The sequence below is a fragment of the Candidatus Krumholzibacteriia bacterium genome, assembly GCA_030748535.1.
GTDB lineage: Bacteria > Krumholzibacteriota > Krumholzibacteriia > JACNKJ01 > JACNKJ01 > JASMLU01.
Genome location: JASMLU010000001.1, coordinates 740,142 through 753,484 on the forward strand (window position 1 = coordinate 740,142; position 13,343 = coordinate 753,484).

A 13,343-nucleotide genomic window follows, 5' to 3' on the forward strand; every position below is an offset into this window, starting at 1 on the left:
CTACTGCAAGGACCTCACATAACGGACACCGGCCACAGAACGATCTGGCCTGTACCTTGAGCGGTTCGCTGAACGGCAAAAGAGAGGGGTAAAGCTAAAGCTCCCCCCCCTTTTCACATAGAACCAACCCGATTCAGGTCCCACAGGATCGGTAACAGCACTGTCTGGATACTCGGCATAGATGTCATTGCACCATTCCCAGAGTAGCCCATGCATATCATACAAGCCCCAGGCATTGGGAATCAGCTTTGCCACCTCAACACTGTCATCATAGGTGCAAGGCCCCCATCCGATTTCATCAAAAACGAGGTTCCCACAGTGGATTTGGTAGTCGCCATTGCCATTGGCGAAGTACGTATCTGTTCCTGCTCGACAGGCATACTCCCATTCCGCCTCCGTAGGCAGTCGAAATCCTTCGGCATTGTAAGGGTCATTGCCGTTACATAGCCAGGTGTTGTGGTCGTAGGCTGCGGGTATACCCTGCTTCAGGCTCATCCAGTTACAGATCGAAGCGGCACCGTACCAGGTAACTCCGCGAAGGGGACGGTTGGCGTAGACAGTGCTAAACACACCATCGCTGAATTCAAAGTCATTGCTGAATAGATATAAAAGAACTTCGTTTTCAGTCCCAAGATTGTCGATTATCTTACGTTCGTAAGGATTCTCATCATCCCAATTGACATCCACATACCCCTGCTCATAGGCCCACTGAAGTAATTCGAGACCTTCCCCACGCGTCATTTCCGTAATTGACATCTCAAAAGGAGTTGTCAGTGTCACCAAATTCGTGATAAAAGAGGGTGCGCATTTCCGCTGCCGAGGGCAAGGAAATGATAAGAATGAAAATCAGAATGGAAAAAACCGCGCATTTCCCTTGCTTACCCCTCCTCATCGAATCAGGACTATCTTGAGGGACAGGGGAAATCTCTCTCCCCCCTCGAAACTTGCAAAGTAGACCCCGGAAGGCAGGGGGCTTCCTGTCCCCGAAATGCCATTCCACTATTAGGTAGCCATCAGTTGCTGGCACGAAAAACCCGGAAGGACTAACGAAATTATTGCAGAATTCAGACAGACTTGCCAAGTCCTGTATTGAACTCATAAATGTGAAACCCACGATCTCGGTTCACAGATAGACATCTTGCCCGTGACGATCATGGCCTTGCGAATCGCTCTGAAGATCTGCGAAAGGCGGGGCATCGGATTGGAATCCTGATCGATTGGACTTCCGACGCCGGGTTTTCATTGAGATCAAGATATGAAGGCTGGCTCTTTGAATGCTCCTGTCATAGATTGTGGATGTCACTCCACCCCTCTGCTAGGCGCTCCGCACCGACCAGAGCACTCCCGAGACCGGAGTAAGTATGGATCACGTATCGCAGGCCCCCGTGCACAGTTTTCACATCCCCGTCATGGGCACCGGGTTCACTATCGACACGCCCTTGAAGGTGGCCCGCTTCGGCATCGCCTCAGTGGTGTCGCTGGTGGACGACGTCCTCATCGAGCAGATGCGCCTGAAAATCTGCATGGAGCACGGCGAGCCCTACGATCCCATCGAGGACCACGATGACGACGCCCGCGCCCGCCGCATCACCGCTTACCTCGACCTGCTCTATACCATCGTGCATCGCCAAATCGAACGAGTGCGCGGTGCCGTCTTCGAGGCCGGCAGCGAAATTGTCCGTTACTTCGAACTCCTGCCGCCCTCGCCCCTTCGCGAGCTCTATGAGCGCATGCAGGCCACCGCCGACCCCACGCTTCGCAGGCAGCTCCAGGATAGCTTGCGCAAGTTCGTCAAGCCGGGCCCCATCGACATCAACATCATGACCAAGCTCGACCGCGACCAAGACAGCAGCGGTCAGAAATTTCCCGAGCGATGCTCCGACGCCCTGAGCGCCCTGCGCGGATTCATGAACAGCCGCGTCGATGCCTCGGTGGTGCTGTCGGCGGGCATGAACCGCCGACTCTTCTCCTACATGGCCGAGTTCGCCGACATGTTCCCCGACAAACATGGGGATCTGCGAAAGCGTATCGTGCTGAAAGTGAGCGACTACCGTTCGGCCGCACTACAGGGCAAGCTGCTGGCCAAGCTGGGCCTGCATGTTTCGGAGTTTCGCGTGGAGTCGGGACTCAACTGCGGCGGCCATGCCTTCGGCGGCAAGGGCCAGCTCATGGCGCTCATCCTCGATGATTTCAAGCGGGAGAAGGACAATCTGGTCCAGAACCTGCGCAAGATTCGTCGGCAGGCGCTGGACGCAATGGGACGCAGCGAGCCGTCGGGTGAGCCCGCTCCTGTTCGCGTCACCGCGCAGGGCGGCATCGGCAGTGCCCAGGAGGACGCACTTCTGCGCGATCATTACAATGTGGATGGTACGGGCTGGGGCAGCGCCTTTCTCTTCGTGCCCGAAGTCGTCAACATCGATAGCGAGAGCCTTGCTCAGCTCCCGGCCGCCGGCGAAGACGATATCGAACTCAGCGCCGCCTCGCCTCTGGGCGTTCCGTTCTGGTCGCTGCGAAGTTCGGCCAGCGAAGAGAACCGCCGCAAGCGTATCGCCGACGGCAAGCCGGGCAGCCGGTGTCCCAAAGGCTACTTGATGTCCAACTCCGAGTTCACCACCACGCCCGCCTGCACCGCCAGCCGCGCATTTCAGCGACGCAAGCTGGAGGAGATCGCCGCCTCGACACTAGGGCCCGCTGAAAAGCGGCAGGCCCAAAATTCCGTATTAGCCAAGGCCTGCATCTGCCACGATCTGGCCGGCGGCGCCACGGGTCCCACGGACATCGATCCCGCCGCGACCACGGCCGTCTGCTGCGGTCCCAATACCGCCTACTTCAATGAGGTGACTTCGCTCGACGGAATGGTCGATCACATCTACGGACGCGCGAACTTGCCGCTCAGTAACAAGCGACCGCACATGTTGCTCAAAGAACTGTCCCTGCATCTGGAATCGCTGCGCAAGGATATCGCCCGGCAGGGCGAGGATCCGTCCGATCGCCTGGCCAAAACCATCGCGGAGTGCCGCGACAATCTGCAGCGAGGCGTGCAGCACTACCGCGCGCTTGCCGACAAGATCGTGGCGTCGCAGCGCGAGTCCTTCGCAACGCGGTTGGAGACCCTGAAGCAAGAGCTGACCGATCTATTCTCAGCGTGAAGAAGACGAGTCGCTGAGAGTATCGCCTTCGCCCGTCACCCGGAAGAGCCGTTTCGTTTATTGTCAGTCGCACTACTGAAGAGTTAGTTGCCGACAAAGGCTGCATCTACGGCAAAGCGGCTCTGCTCTGAGTCGGGGAGTTTCTGGCGAGCGACCACTTTTTCAAGGGCAAGGTCCAATACCAGCACTTCCGAACCGCCGGCTACGGTCAGCGCCATCCACCGTCCATCGGGACTGATCTGACCCAACTGGGGATTCCTTCCGATCGACAGTGTTCGTGCTGCTTCCTCCGACCCGCGCGGGTAGAAGCTCAGGAGATCGTCTGCACTGTCAGGGCCTCCCATTTCCCCCAGCCAAAAGCCGCTAGCATCGGGAAGATAGTGCACGCGGCTCGGGTGCCGACCCGCAGGAAAACGCCGCAGGATGGAAAGATCCTCCAGGCGATGAAAGACCAGTTCGCCCTGCCTTCGGGCCCTTTCCCCGGGAAGCCCCAGACAGGCCACTGCGAGTTCGCCTCCGAGGGGATCAAGACTGAGGTCATGGGGTGCGGGACCCGTGGGGTGCACCTCGACCACGGCCCGGCCCGGGACATCAATCACCGAAATCGTGTTCTCTCCCAGGTTTGCTACAAAGAGGCGAAGTCCATCGGGCGAGAATACAAGACTGCGGGGATCTTCGCCCACCTCCAGCGTGACCAGACGCTGCCGGTCTTCCACTCGATAGAGACTGACCTTGGCTTCCTTCAGTTGAAAGGCCACCACCGCGCTGTGGCTCACTGCGAACAGCTTGCCATCGGGGGAGAAGGCACCGCCCTGAACCGTGCGTCCCGCAGGGATGCGAGACAGTGCAGAATCGCTCCTGCAATCAATGAGCAACAGATCCCGACTTCCCTCACAACTGACCCAGGCTTCCTTGCCATCGGGACTGACGGCCAGTCGAGCGCAGACATTGCCAGCGGGAATGTTCTTCAGGGGACGAAGATCGGGGACCGAATAGACCCAGACCCTGCCGAGACCATCAGGCAGTCGGAACTGGGGAACATAGAGTCTGTAAGGAGAGGGCGGCTCCTTGGCACAGGAAAGGAGAAGGAAGATAAGGAGAAGGAAGACTCGCTTCATCCGGCATCCAACTCGTCAACGATCCCCACCACCAGGGAACGCACCGGTGCCGTGGAGTCGCCCAGTATCTGCCGGGAGCCATTGCCTTCATCGAGTACGAGTACTTGCTCTCCCGCGCCTGCGCCCACAGAATCGAGAGCAATGAGATACTTGCCCGTAGCCTCGCCCCTGGCATCAAGGTGGTCAATGATCAGAAGCCGATGCTTCTCCATGGCCGGGTGATGAATGGTCGAATAGATGCGCCCTGCAACGCGGCCGAGAATCATGCTTCCTCTCCATCCACCTGCCGACCATCAACAATCCCGACAATAGCATGATCCACAGGCACAAAGCTGGGATCCAGGGTAAGGGCCGCCTCCCGGCTGGCCTCCCAGTAGACGGTTTCTCCGTGTCCTGCCATTCGAGTGCCGTCGGCACAAAGAAAGGCCGTGCCCTCTTCCCTTCCGTGTTTGTCCAGAGGCTGCACCCAGAGGAGGGGAACACCTTCGAGTCCTTCGTATACCACTGCGGGCACAAGGCTGCCAATCACCCTACCCAGAAACATTTTCCGCACCTCCGGGTTCATGCAGGGGACATCCCGCGAAGCTCGTTCCCTTGTCAAGCATCCGGCGAAGGTCTTCATCGAGTCGGGGGAGGAGCTGTTTCATGAGAAGCTTCTCTCCCAGCCGGGCTTCGGCCAGTTCCAGTGCTGACGCCACTTCCGGCAGGCTGGCGTCGAGAAGAGCAAAGGCCTTTCCCCCGAGGTCATCGGAAAGCCGGATTTCGGCAATGTCCACCCGGCAACCCTTGCGGGCGGCTTCTGTGGCCTCCAGCAGAGAAGGGGCAGACGAGGTTTCCAGGATGCCGAGAGCTTCAGACTCCAGGGAACGCCGCTCGCCCAGGGCGGCATCGTGAACCTGTTCGTCCACATCGGGCAGAAAAACAGCGTCGAGCAGTCCCTGCACAAGTTGCCCCTCCCGAAAGGACTCCTCCACGCTGGCCACCGAGCCGCCGAGCATAATCAGGTATCGGCCAGGATGAACCGTTCCGCATTTGAGAAGCGAAATCGGGGCACGCTTGACCATGCGATCGCCGGCGGCAATGCCATCGGCGATGCTTTCGTATTCCAATAGTGCCAGTGCCGGATAGCGCATCACACAATCCTGAAGTGGTCAACCATCACGCAACGGCGCAGGCGACTGAAACTGATCGGGCCAGTCAGGCCCTCACCCGTCGGGCTGGCGATCGTGAAACTGCTGTAGCCCTCGCCACCCTGGCCGAGACCGGCATAGAGCGGAGCGTTTTTCACAAAGATGCTCGCATTGATGACGCGAGCCATGCGACTAAGTGCGTCAATGTCCCGCGAGTGCATGGAGGCAGAGTGGCCAAAACCGTGTTCAGCCTCACAGGCCAGGTCGATCGCACGATCCACGCTCTCTGTGCGGACGAGCGGAAGCACCGGCATCATTTGCTCCGTCCAGACCAGAGGATGATCGAGCGGCACATCGGCCACGGCCAGACGAATGTCGGAACCGGCCCGGATGCCGATCTCGGAGAGAATCCCGCCTGCGTTCTGGCCGATCCATTCCTTTTTCACAACCGCAGGCTTCCCGGGGCCCCGGCTCTTTTCGAAGATCACTCTCTCGAGCCTTCGAAGTTCTGCGGAGTCGAGAAGATAGGCTCCCTGTGCTTTCATGGAAGCAAGAAGCTCCTCGGCAGCCTCGCGAACCACGAAGACTTCCTTTTCGTCCACGCAGATGATGTTGTTGTCAAAAGAGGCCCCGAGCACGATATCGCGTCCAGCCTGCTCAAGATCCGCGCTTGCATCCACCACGACCGGCGGATTTCCGGGCCCCGCACAGATGGCCCGCTTGCCGCTTTGCATGGCTTCTTTCACCACGCCGGCACCACCGGTGACCACCAGAAGCCGCACCCCGGCATGACGCATCAACTCCTGGGCACTCTCGATCGTAGGCGCCGAAACCGTCGTGACCAGGCTCTCCGGCCCCCCCGCAGAACGAATCGCCCGATTGATCCGGCGAACCGTTTCCATCGAGCAGTTCTTCGCACCGGGATGCACATTGAAGACCACGCTGTTGCCTGCGGCCAGCATCCCGATGCTGTTGCAGATGATCGTGCTCGTGGGATTGGTGGTCGGCGTAATTGAGCCAATCACTCCATAGGGAGCATACTCGAAAAGAGTCAGCCCCCGGTCGCCGGTCTTCGCTCCCGCAACAAGCACTTCCGTGCCGGGAGTCTTGCGGGTGACCAGGAGGTTCTTTTGAACCTTGTCCTCCAGGCGACCGAGTCCCGTCTCTTCATGGGCCAGGCGAGCCAGATCCTCGGAGGAAGACTCCATGGCCGCGCGAATGGCCACGATCATCTTCTCGCGCAAACCCAGACTGGCATCTGCAAGGTGGCGATAGGCTGTCGTGGCCGCAGCTACTGCGGAGTCCACATCCGGGAAGATACCTTCGCCAAACTGCGGCGCGATGTCCCCGCCTGTCTCCGCAACATTGCCGGAGACTTCCCCGCGAAGACGCGCAGCCAGCCTCCCGGCAATGGCATCCACCTGCCGGTCGCTCAGTCCTTCCATGCGAGCCTCCTAGCCCTCTGCGCCCTTCTTGTAGACATCCTCGCCGCCGATTTCCCAGCTGTCGACGATGGCCATGATGACCGCATCACAGGGACGATTCTCGGTCATTCGGGTCTGCCTCGCGGAGGAACCGGTGGCATAGAGAACTTTTTCTCCCTGACCGGCTCCCACAGCATCGGCTGCAACCACCGTGGCTCCCGTCTCCTTGCCGTCCGGACCCAATGCGCCCAGAAGAAGGAACTTCAGTCCTTCCAGGCTGGACTCTTTCTGCGTGGTGACCACCGTGCCGAGTACTTTTGCCAGATTCATACTACTTCTTGGCAGGCTCGGCCTGGCGTCCCAGAGGGATTACCAGATCCACATTGGTGTGCGGACGCGGGATGATATGAACGGCGACAATCTCGCCCACGCGAGCAGCAGCGGTCTGACCCGCATCGCAGGCAGCCTTGACGGCGGCCACATCGCCCCTGATAACGGCCGTCGTGTAGCCGCCACCGGTCTTCTCATAGCTGACCAGTTCCACTCTGGCCGCCTTCACCATGGCATCGGCCGCTTCCACCATCGCAGGGAAGCTCCGACATTCCAACATACCCAGTGCTTCAGCCATTCTCTTTCCTCCTTGATAGAAACTACTTGCTCTTCTTCCTGACGCGGCCCTCCAGGGCCTCAATTGCCGCCAATGCGGCCGGAGCCGCAACAGCGATATCCTTCTCTTCTCCCCCGAGATAGAGCCTCCCGAAACTGCCGAAGGTTCTCACTTCGAGGACATTGATCTCGGCGGCCTTTTCCGCTTCGTTGGCCGCCAGCGCTGCATAGGCCGCCGGCTCACACTCCAGAATGAACAGGGTCTGCCCGGCGAGGATCATGTTGCCGTGGCGCATGCGATTGATCAGCATGGTCTGGTGGTCGTCGATGTTGCGGACGACCTGATTGGAAAGCACCTTCGGCTTCATGCGGTCGTTTTCATCCAGCCCCAGTCCTTCCAGAATCGCCGATCCTGCCTGACGAACATCGGCCTGGCTGTCTGAATGAATCTCCAGCATTCCGTAGAGCCTTTCGACAATCTGCATGCCCGGAGTGACCCGGGTGCTCTTGAGCGCGAGATCCGTCACCCGGTTGATTTCGATTCCCGGTGAGATTTCCACGAAGAGACTGGCCTGTCCCGTGCGCGGCAGAAAGCCCTGAGCCACCGTGGCCAGAAAGCTGGCAAACTGGGGCTGGAGGCTGTCGAGAAAACAATAGGCTCTCAGATCAGGCATGCGATCTCCTCATCTCTGTAAGGGAATCCATCGCTTCTTCCACGATGGCCACCGATGCGCTTGCGCCGATGCGGCTTGCGCCCGCCTCGACCATCCGTTTCGCATCGGAGTAGGAGCGGATGCCCCCGGAGGCCTTGACCTCCATGCCGGCCCCGCTCACCAGGCTGCTCATCAGGGCAACATCCTCACTCGTCGCCCCTCCGGGACCGAAGCCCGTGCTGGTCTTTACGAAGTGCGCCCGGGCCTTGCGCGAGAGCAGGCAGGCCGTCCGAATTTCATCCTTGGATAATAGTGCGGTCTCAAGGATCACCTTGCAGACGGCACTTCCATCGCGACAGGCCTCGACCACGGCGCGGATGTCCCGAAGCACGAGAGCTTCGTCGCCGCTTTTCAATGCCCCGATATTGAGGACCATGTCGATTTCCTTTGCCCCGTCCCGAATTGCGCGCCGCGCCTCCAGGGCCTTGATCTCTGGTGTGGAAGCTCCCAGGGGGAACCCGACCACGGAACAGGGAATTACCGTGCTTCTCTCCAACTGCGAGCGAACCAGGGAAATCCAGGCGGGATTTACGCAGACGGAACGAAACTTGTGCTCCAGGGCTTCCTCGCAGAGCGCCCGGATTTCCTCTTCCCTTGCATCCGAACGAAGCAGGGTGTGGTCGATCATGTTCGCGAGATCTTCCGGGATCCTGCCGGTCTTCTCCAGCCCAGCGCTCAGACTTCCCACGCCCATCTCCCGAAAGGCGCGAGCCCCCTCCGGATTGGAGGCCACACAGGGGGGAGAATCACAGACGGAAAGTCCGGGGGCAAGAAGCTGCTGCAGGCGATCCACGATGCGCTCCAGATCCGACTCCGAGAGAGAATCGCTGCCGGCCAACACCGGGGAATCGCTATCCCCGGCGCGGCCGGTGGGTGCACTTGCCGCACACCATCTCTCACCCTCAATCATGGAGACGCGCCTTTGATGACGCTCCTCCTTGCAATCCGTTGCCAGCCAGAGATCCAGAATCTGCCGCGCCAGACTTTCCCCGATCAGCCCGGCTCCAAGGCAGAGGCAATTCGCATCATTGTGTTCTCGGGAGTTGCGTGCGCTCGAAAGGTCATAGACCGTCGCCGCCCGCACACCGACTGTCTTGTTGGCCACCATGGCAGAACCGATTCCGGCTCCGTCGACCACCACTCCCCGCTCCACTTCGCCGGAGGCCAGACTTTCGGCAACGGCCCGGGCAAAAACGGGATAGTCCACCGCTTCCGAAGAAGAAGTCGTGCCGTGATCCGTGACTTCGTGACCCGCTTCCCGAAGGTGGGCCTTCAGGGCCTCCTTCAGGGCGAATCCTCCGTGATCTGCCGCAATCGCTATCTTCATGGCTCTCCTCAGGACCAGACCTGGGAATCATCCTTGCGTGCTCCGCCCAGAACCGGCAGGGTCACGCCTTCTCCCATCGCCAGCAGGGACTGTAACTTTCGAACATGAAGCTTCAGGGTCTCTCCCCCACGCTCGGTCAGGGAAAAACGGGTATGACTTCTTCGCCCCCGCATCTCCTTGCGAATCTCCAGATAGCCGGCCTTCTCCAGCTTCCGGGTCTGCACATGCAGGTTCCCGTCGGCAAGGCCCGTCTCCCTCTTGAGGGAGGTAAAGCTCCGGGGTTCCCCGCGGATCAGGGCCGATAGAATGGCCAGCCGTGCGGGCGAGGTAATGATTTCGTCGAATTCCATGACATTCATATCCGAAGCAGACCGTCCCTTTTACTTCACTTTCGGAAGTCTTCAGGAGGTATCGGAAGATGTCAAGGATTACTTGAGGGTTTTTCTTTGGTTACTTCACAATGTGAAGCCCTAGAGCCGCCGACGCCCGGGTCGACGGGGACGCCGGGGAGCGGGAATGCTTCTTGTGAAGGGGTTGGGCCCCGTGTAGGGGAAGTCCTCGAAACGGCGAACCTCGATCTCTTCGCCCAGCACTTCCTCGATGGCCCGGACCTTTCCGGCATCCTGATGGGTCACCAGGGTAAAGGCATCGCCGGTACTCGCCGCCCGGCCGGTTCTCCCGATCCGGTGCGTGTAGTCATCGACCGTCGGCGGGAAATCGAAGTTGATCACATGGGAAACCCGGCTGATGTCCAGTCCACGGGCGGCAATATCCGTGGCCACGAGAATCTGGAATTCCCCCTCCCGGAATCCGTCGAGAACCCGTTGCCGCTTCTTCTGGGGCAGGTCTCCCTGCAAACTCTTCACGGAAAAATCGGCTCTCTGCAGCTCTTTCCCCAAAAACTCACAGCCGGAACGGGTTTTTGCAAAGATCAGCACGGACTCGGCATCGGTCTGGCGAAGGAGCTTCATCAGAAGTTCGCTCTTCTGATGTTCCCCCACGGGATAGAGCGCATGGGACACGGTGTTCGTGGGTCGGGAATGAGCAATTTCCACCGAAACGGGGTCATTGAGGATTTCCTCGGCCAGGCCCCGGATCCCCGGAGGCATGGTCGCTGAGAAGAGGAGATTCTGCCTTTCCCGGGGCAGTTTCGAGAGAATCTTGCGAATATCGGGCAAAAAGCCCATGTCGAACATCTGGTCGGCTTCGTCGAGGACCAATACTTCAAGACTTGAAGTATCCAGATTCCTTTTCTGAATGTGATCAAGAAGGCGGCCCGGCGTGGCCACGATGATCTCCACGCCCTCCTTCAGCCCCTTCAACTGCGGAGGATAGGGCACTCCCCCGTATATCGTCATGCTCCGGGTCTTCAGACCCGTGCTGAACTCCTGTGCCGCCCGGTGAATCTGCTCACAAAGTTCTCGCGTGGGAGCAACAATCAGGGCCCGGGCAGTACCGCCCCCCCGTTTTTCCAGATTGTGCAGGATGGGAAGCAGAAAAGCCGCTGTCTTGCCGGTACCCGTCTGGGCAAGGCCCAGAAGATCCCGACCCTCAAGGATCGCGGGAATGCCATCGGCCTGGATGGGCGTTGCTTCGACAAATCCAATGTCATTGATGGTGGCCTCTAGGGTCGGGTGAAACCCGAAGGTCTGGAAATTCAAATCGGTTCTTCCTTGCTGCGAAATCCGCATTGAGCCTGTTATTTCAAGCATTTCCTGATTTCCTTCTAAAATGGGGGAAAACTGCAGAATAGCAAGGGCATTCTGAAGGTTGTGCCTCTGAGAATGTATCTGGCCTTCTTCCTGCCCCCTCATTGACTCCCGCCCTCCGGCCCGATAGACTGCGCCCCGAAAAGGGGTGCTATGGGTAGAATCTATGTCACGGGAGCCGCCGGCTTTATCGGCACGAACCTCATGCGGGAGTTGGACAAAAGGGGCGCGGGGCCCCTGATCGCCGTCGACCAGTCCGAGCCCGGGGACAAGGCCGTCAATCTGTCTGTCCAGAACTACGAGCAGTATCTGGATCTCGACAGCTTCCGTGATCTGCTCCGACAGGGAGAACTGGCCGAAGACACCGAGGCCATCCTGCACATGGGAGCCTGCAGTTCCACGACCGAGACCGATCGGGACTACCTCCGGGACAACAACTTTCTCTATACGAAAGAACTCGCCGACGCTTGTCTGGAGAAGAACATCCGCTTCATCTACGCCTCCAGTGCCGCGACCTATGGCGACGGCTCTCTTGGCTTCTCCGATGATCTGGACCTGGTTCCGAGGCTCGAACCCCTGAACCCCTACGGCCGAAGCAAACAGGACTTCGACCTGCACGCGCTGCGGGAAGGACTCTTCGACCGCATCGTGGGTCTCAAGTACTTCAATGTCTACGGTCCCCGGGAGGATCACAAGGGCGAGATGCGCTCCGTGGTGCACAAGGCCCACGGACAGATTCTCGAGAAGGGCCGTCTCGGGCTATTCCGCTCCTACCGGCCCGAATACGGCGACGGGGAACAGAAACGGGACTTCATCTATGTGAAAGACGCGGTCGACATGACGCTCTTCTTTCTGGATCACCCGGAAATCGGGGGGCTTTTCAACTGCGGAAGCGGGAAATCAAGAAGCTGGCTGGACCTGGCTCATGCCGTCTTTGCCGCCATGGGACGCGATCCGCTGATCGACTTCATCGAGATGCCCGAGGAAATCCGCGAGCGATACCAGTACTTCACCGAGGCGGACATGGGCAAGCTCCACAGGGCCGGCTACGAGAATACCCTCTTCAGCCTGGAAGAAGGCATTCTCGATTATGTCCGGGGCTATCTCGCAAGAGACTAGGTGAAGAGCGTCGTACCGCCCGACTTCAGGTCATCCACAGCCTCCATCACGCGCAGGGCCATCGCATCCTCCGCCTTCTTCAGGTAGCTGCGCGGGTCATAGAACTTCTTATTGCCCACTTCGCCTTCAATTTTCAAAACCGCATCGTAGTTGCTGAGCATATGGTCGGCAATGGGGCGGGTGAAGGCATACTGCGTGTCGGTGTCCACATTCATCTTCACGACGCCATAGTCGATGGTCTCGTGAATCTCCTCCTGGCTCGAGCCGGAACCCCCGTGGAAAACCAGCCAGAAGCGGGCACTCTCGCCGAACTTTTCGCGCAGGGCCTCCTGGCCTTCGCGCAGAATGGAGGGACGAAGTTGCACATTGCCGGGCTTGTAGACTCCATGCACATTGCCGAAGGTGGCGGCAAAGAGAAGTTTGCCATCAGACTTTTCACCGAGACGACGCCAGACCTCCAGCATGTCCCCGGTGGTCGTGTAGAGCTTTTCGCTGGGAACATCCTCATTGCTCACGCCATCTTCTTCCCCGCCGACAACGCCGGCCTCGACCTCCAGCAGGATGTCGCTGGCAGAGCAACGATCGAGAAGTTTTTCCGAAAGATCGAGATTATCGTCCAGAGGCAGGGCCGAGCCGTCAAACATGTGGCTGCTGAAGAGATTGGGTAAACCCGCAGCTCTGCGACGCTCGGTTTCCTCGATCAGGGGATGCAGGTAGCTTTCAATCTTGTCGGCCTGACAATGGTCCGTGTGCAGGGCTACATAAATGTCGTAGTGCTCGGCCGCACGATGCACATACTCGGCCAGGGCAATCGAACCTTCTGCCTCGCTCGCAATGCCCAGGCCGGAGGCAAACTTCCCGCCACCCGTGGACACCTGGATGATGCCATCGCTTTTTTTCTCGGCAAAACCGCGCAAGACGGCGTTGGCCGTGATCATCGAGGAGATATTGATCGCCGGATAGGCAAAGCCCTTCCCGGTCGCGTTATCGAGCATTCGGCAGTAAGTCGCATAGTCAGCTACTGGCATGGTCCCTCCCGGTTACCATT

15 protein-coding genes and 1 pseudogene are annotated in these 13,343 nt (G+C 59.1%); 2 read left to right on the forward strand and 14 right to left on the reverse strand.

Going from position 1 to position 13,343, the window contains the following annotated elements; genetic code table 11:
- The gene (locus QGH30_03465; GenBank protein MDP7021393.1) at window positions 1–780 is read right to left on the reverse strand and encodes a formylglycine-generating enzyme family protein; all 780 of its coding nucleotides are present in this window, start codon (window positions 778–780) and stop codon (window positions 1–3) included.
- A gap of 581 nt (window positions 781–1,361) precedes the next feature.
- Between QGH30_03465 and QGH30_03470 the strand changes: the two genes are divergently transcribed.
- On the forward strand, window positions 1,362–3,149 hold the full coding sequence (locus tag QGH30_03470; protein MDP7021394.1) for a hypothetical protein: 1,788 nt from the start codon (window positions 1,362–1,364) through the stop codon (window positions 3,147–3,149).
- Between the two features lie 83 nt (window positions 3,150–3,232).
- On the opposite strand, the gene QGH30_03475 is transcribed toward QGH30_03470, so the two are convergent.
- From QGH30_03475 to QGH30_03530, 12 genes and pseudogenes are all read right to left on the reverse strand, one after another.
- Entirely contained in the window at window positions 3,233–4,267 is a 1,035-nt protein-coding gene (locus QGH30_03475) for a hypothetical protein (protein ID MDP7021395.1), read from the reverse strand.
- The gene (locus tag QGH30_03480) at window positions 4,264–4,533 is read right to left on the reverse strand and encodes a EutN/CcmL family microcompartment protein (GenBank protein ID MDP7021396.1); all 270 of its coding nucleotides are present in this window, start codon (window positions 4,531–4,533) and stop codon (window positions 4,264–4,266) included. Before QGH30_03480 ends, QGH30_03475 begins: the two co-directional genes overlap by 4 nt.
- Window positions 4,530–4,811 (reverse strand): EutN/CcmL family microcompartment protein, encoded by a 282-nt coding sequence (locus QGH30_03485; GenBank protein MDP7021397.1) that lies wholly within the window; start codon window positions 4,809–4,811, stop codon window positions 4,530–4,532. Before QGH30_03485 ends, QGH30_03480 begins: the two co-directional genes overlap by 4 nt.
- Complete coding sequence (locus tag QGH30_03490; GenBank protein MDP7021398.1) at window positions 4,798–5,400, reverse strand: BMC domain-containing protein; 603 nt, start codon at window positions 5,398–5,400, stop codon at window positions 4,798–4,800. Before QGH30_03490 ends, QGH30_03485 begins: the two co-directional genes overlap by 14 nt.
- Window positions 5,400–6,842: an aldehyde dehydrogenase EutE gene (locus QGH30_03495; protein MDP7021399.1), complete on the reverse strand. Its 1,443-nt coding sequence runs from the start codon at window positions 6,840–6,842 to the stop codon at window positions 5,400–5,402. The genes QGH30_03490 and QGH30_03495 overlap by 1 nt, the downstream gene beginning before the upstream one ends.
- A 9-nt stretch (window positions 6,843–6,851) precedes the next feature.
- On the reverse strand, window positions 6,852–7,151 hold the full coding sequence (locus QGH30_03500) for a EutN/CcmL family microcompartment protein (GenBank protein MDP7021400.1): 300 nt from the start codon (window positions 7,149–7,151) through the stop codon (window positions 6,852–6,854).
- A gap of 1 nt (window position 7,152) precedes the next feature.
- Window positions 7,153–7,449: a BMC domain-containing protein gene (locus QGH30_03505; protein ID MDP7021401.1), complete on the reverse strand. Its 297-nt coding sequence runs from the start codon at window positions 7,447–7,449 to the stop codon at window positions 7,153–7,155.
- 22 nt (window positions 7,450–7,471) lie between these two features.
- Entirely contained in the window at window positions 7,472–8,101 is a 630-nt protein-coding gene (locus tag QGH30_03510; protein MDP7021402.1) for a hypothetical protein, read from the reverse strand.
- Window positions 8,094–8,789, reverse strand: a complete 696-nt coding sequence (gene deoC, locus QGH30_03515) for a deoxyribose-phosphate aldolase (GenBank protein MDP7021403.1) — start codon at window positions 8,787–8,789, stop codon at window positions 8,094–8,096. The genes QGH30_03510 and deoC overlap by 8 nt, the downstream gene beginning before the upstream one ends.
- Window positions 8,790–9,053: 264 nt before the next feature.
- Window positions 9,054–9,467 (reverse strand): annotated as a pseudogene (gene rpiB / locus QGH30_03520) (ribose 5-phosphate isomerase B).
- Between the two features lie 8 nt (window positions 9,468–9,475).
- Window positions 9,476–9,817 (reverse strand): transcriptional regulator, encoded by a 342-nt coding sequence (locus QGH30_03525; protein ID MDP7021404.1) that lies wholly within the window; start codon window positions 9,815–9,817, stop codon window positions 9,476–9,478.
- A 120-nt stretch (window positions 9,818–9,937) separates the two neighbouring features.
- Complete coding sequence (locus tag QGH30_03530) at window positions 9,938–11,128, reverse strand: DEAD/DEAH box helicase (GenBank protein MDP7021405.1); 1,191 nt, start codon at window positions 11,126–11,128, stop codon at window positions 9,938–9,940.
- Window positions 11,129–11,329: 201 nt separating this feature from the next.
- Here QGH30_03530 and rfaD point away from each other — a divergent pair, with 201 nt between their 5' ends.
- Window positions 11,330–12,295 carry an ADP-glyceromanno-heptose 6-epimerase gene (gene rfaD / locus QGH30_03535; protein MDP7021406.1) on the forward strand — a complete coding sequence of 322 codons (966 nt, stop codon included), beginning with the start codon at window positions 11,330–11,332 and terminating at the stop codon, window positions 12,293–12,295.
- Here rfaD and fbaA read toward each other — a convergent pair.
- The gene (gene fbaA, locus QGH30_03540; protein MDP7021407.1) at window positions 12,292–13,323 is read right to left on the reverse strand and encodes a class II fructose-bisphosphate aldolase; all 1,032 of its coding nucleotides are present in this window, start codon (window positions 13,321–13,323) and stop codon (window positions 12,292–12,294) included. The genes rfaD and fbaA overlap by 4 nt on opposite strands.
- Window positions 13,324–13,343: the final 20 nt, after the last annotated feature.

Excerpts from the sequence above, each read along its gene's own strand:
- QGH30_03470 (MDP7021394.1), top strand. The coding sequence starts at position 1,362 with ATGGATCACGTATCGCAGGCCCCCGTGCACAGTTTTCACATCCCCGTC.
- QGH30_03475 (MDP7021395.1), bottom strand. The coding sequence starts at position 4,267 with ATGAAGCGAGTCTTCCTTCTCCTTATCTTCCTTCTCCTTTCCTGTGCC.
- QGH30_03480 (MDP7021396.1), bottom strand. The coding sequence starts at position 4,533 with ATGATTCTCGGCCGCGTTGCAGGGCGCATCTATTCGACCATTCATCAC.
- QGH30_03485 (MDP7021397.1), bottom strand. The coding sequence starts at position 4,811 with ATGTTTCTGGGTAGGGTGATTGGCAGCCTTGTGCCCGCAGTGGTATAC.
- QGH30_03490 (MDP7021398.1), bottom strand. The coding sequence starts at position 5,400 with ATGCGCTATCCGGCACTGGCACTATTGGAATACGAAAGCATCGCCGAT.
- QGH30_03495 (MDP7021399.1), bottom strand. The coding sequence starts at position 6,842 with ATGGAAGGACTGAGCGACCGGCAGGTGGATGCCATTGCCGGGAGGCTG.
- QGH30_03500 (MDP7021400.1), bottom strand. The coding sequence starts at position 7,151 with ATGAATCTGGCAAAAGTACTCGGCACGGTGGTCACCACGCAGAAAGAG.
- QGH30_03505 (MDP7021401.1), bottom strand. The coding sequence starts at position 7,449 with ATGGCTGAAGCACTGGGTATGTTGGAATGTCGGAGCTTCCCTGCGATG.
- QGH30_03510 (MDP7021402.1), bottom strand. The coding sequence starts at position 8,101 with ATGCCTGATCTGAGAGCCTATTGTTTTCTCGACAGCCTCCAGCCCCAG.
- QGH30_03525 (MDP7021404.1), bottom strand. The coding sequence starts at position 9,817 with ATGGAATTCGACGAAATCATTACCTCGCCCGCACGGCTGGCCATTCTA.
- rfaD (MDP7021406.1), top strand. The coding sequence starts at position 11,330 with ATGGGTAGAATCTATGTCACGGGAGCCGCCGGCTTTATCGGCACGAAC.
- fbaA (MDP7021407.1), bottom strand. The coding sequence starts at position 13,323 with ATGCCAGTAGCTGACTATGCGACTTACTGCCGAATGCTCGATAACGCG.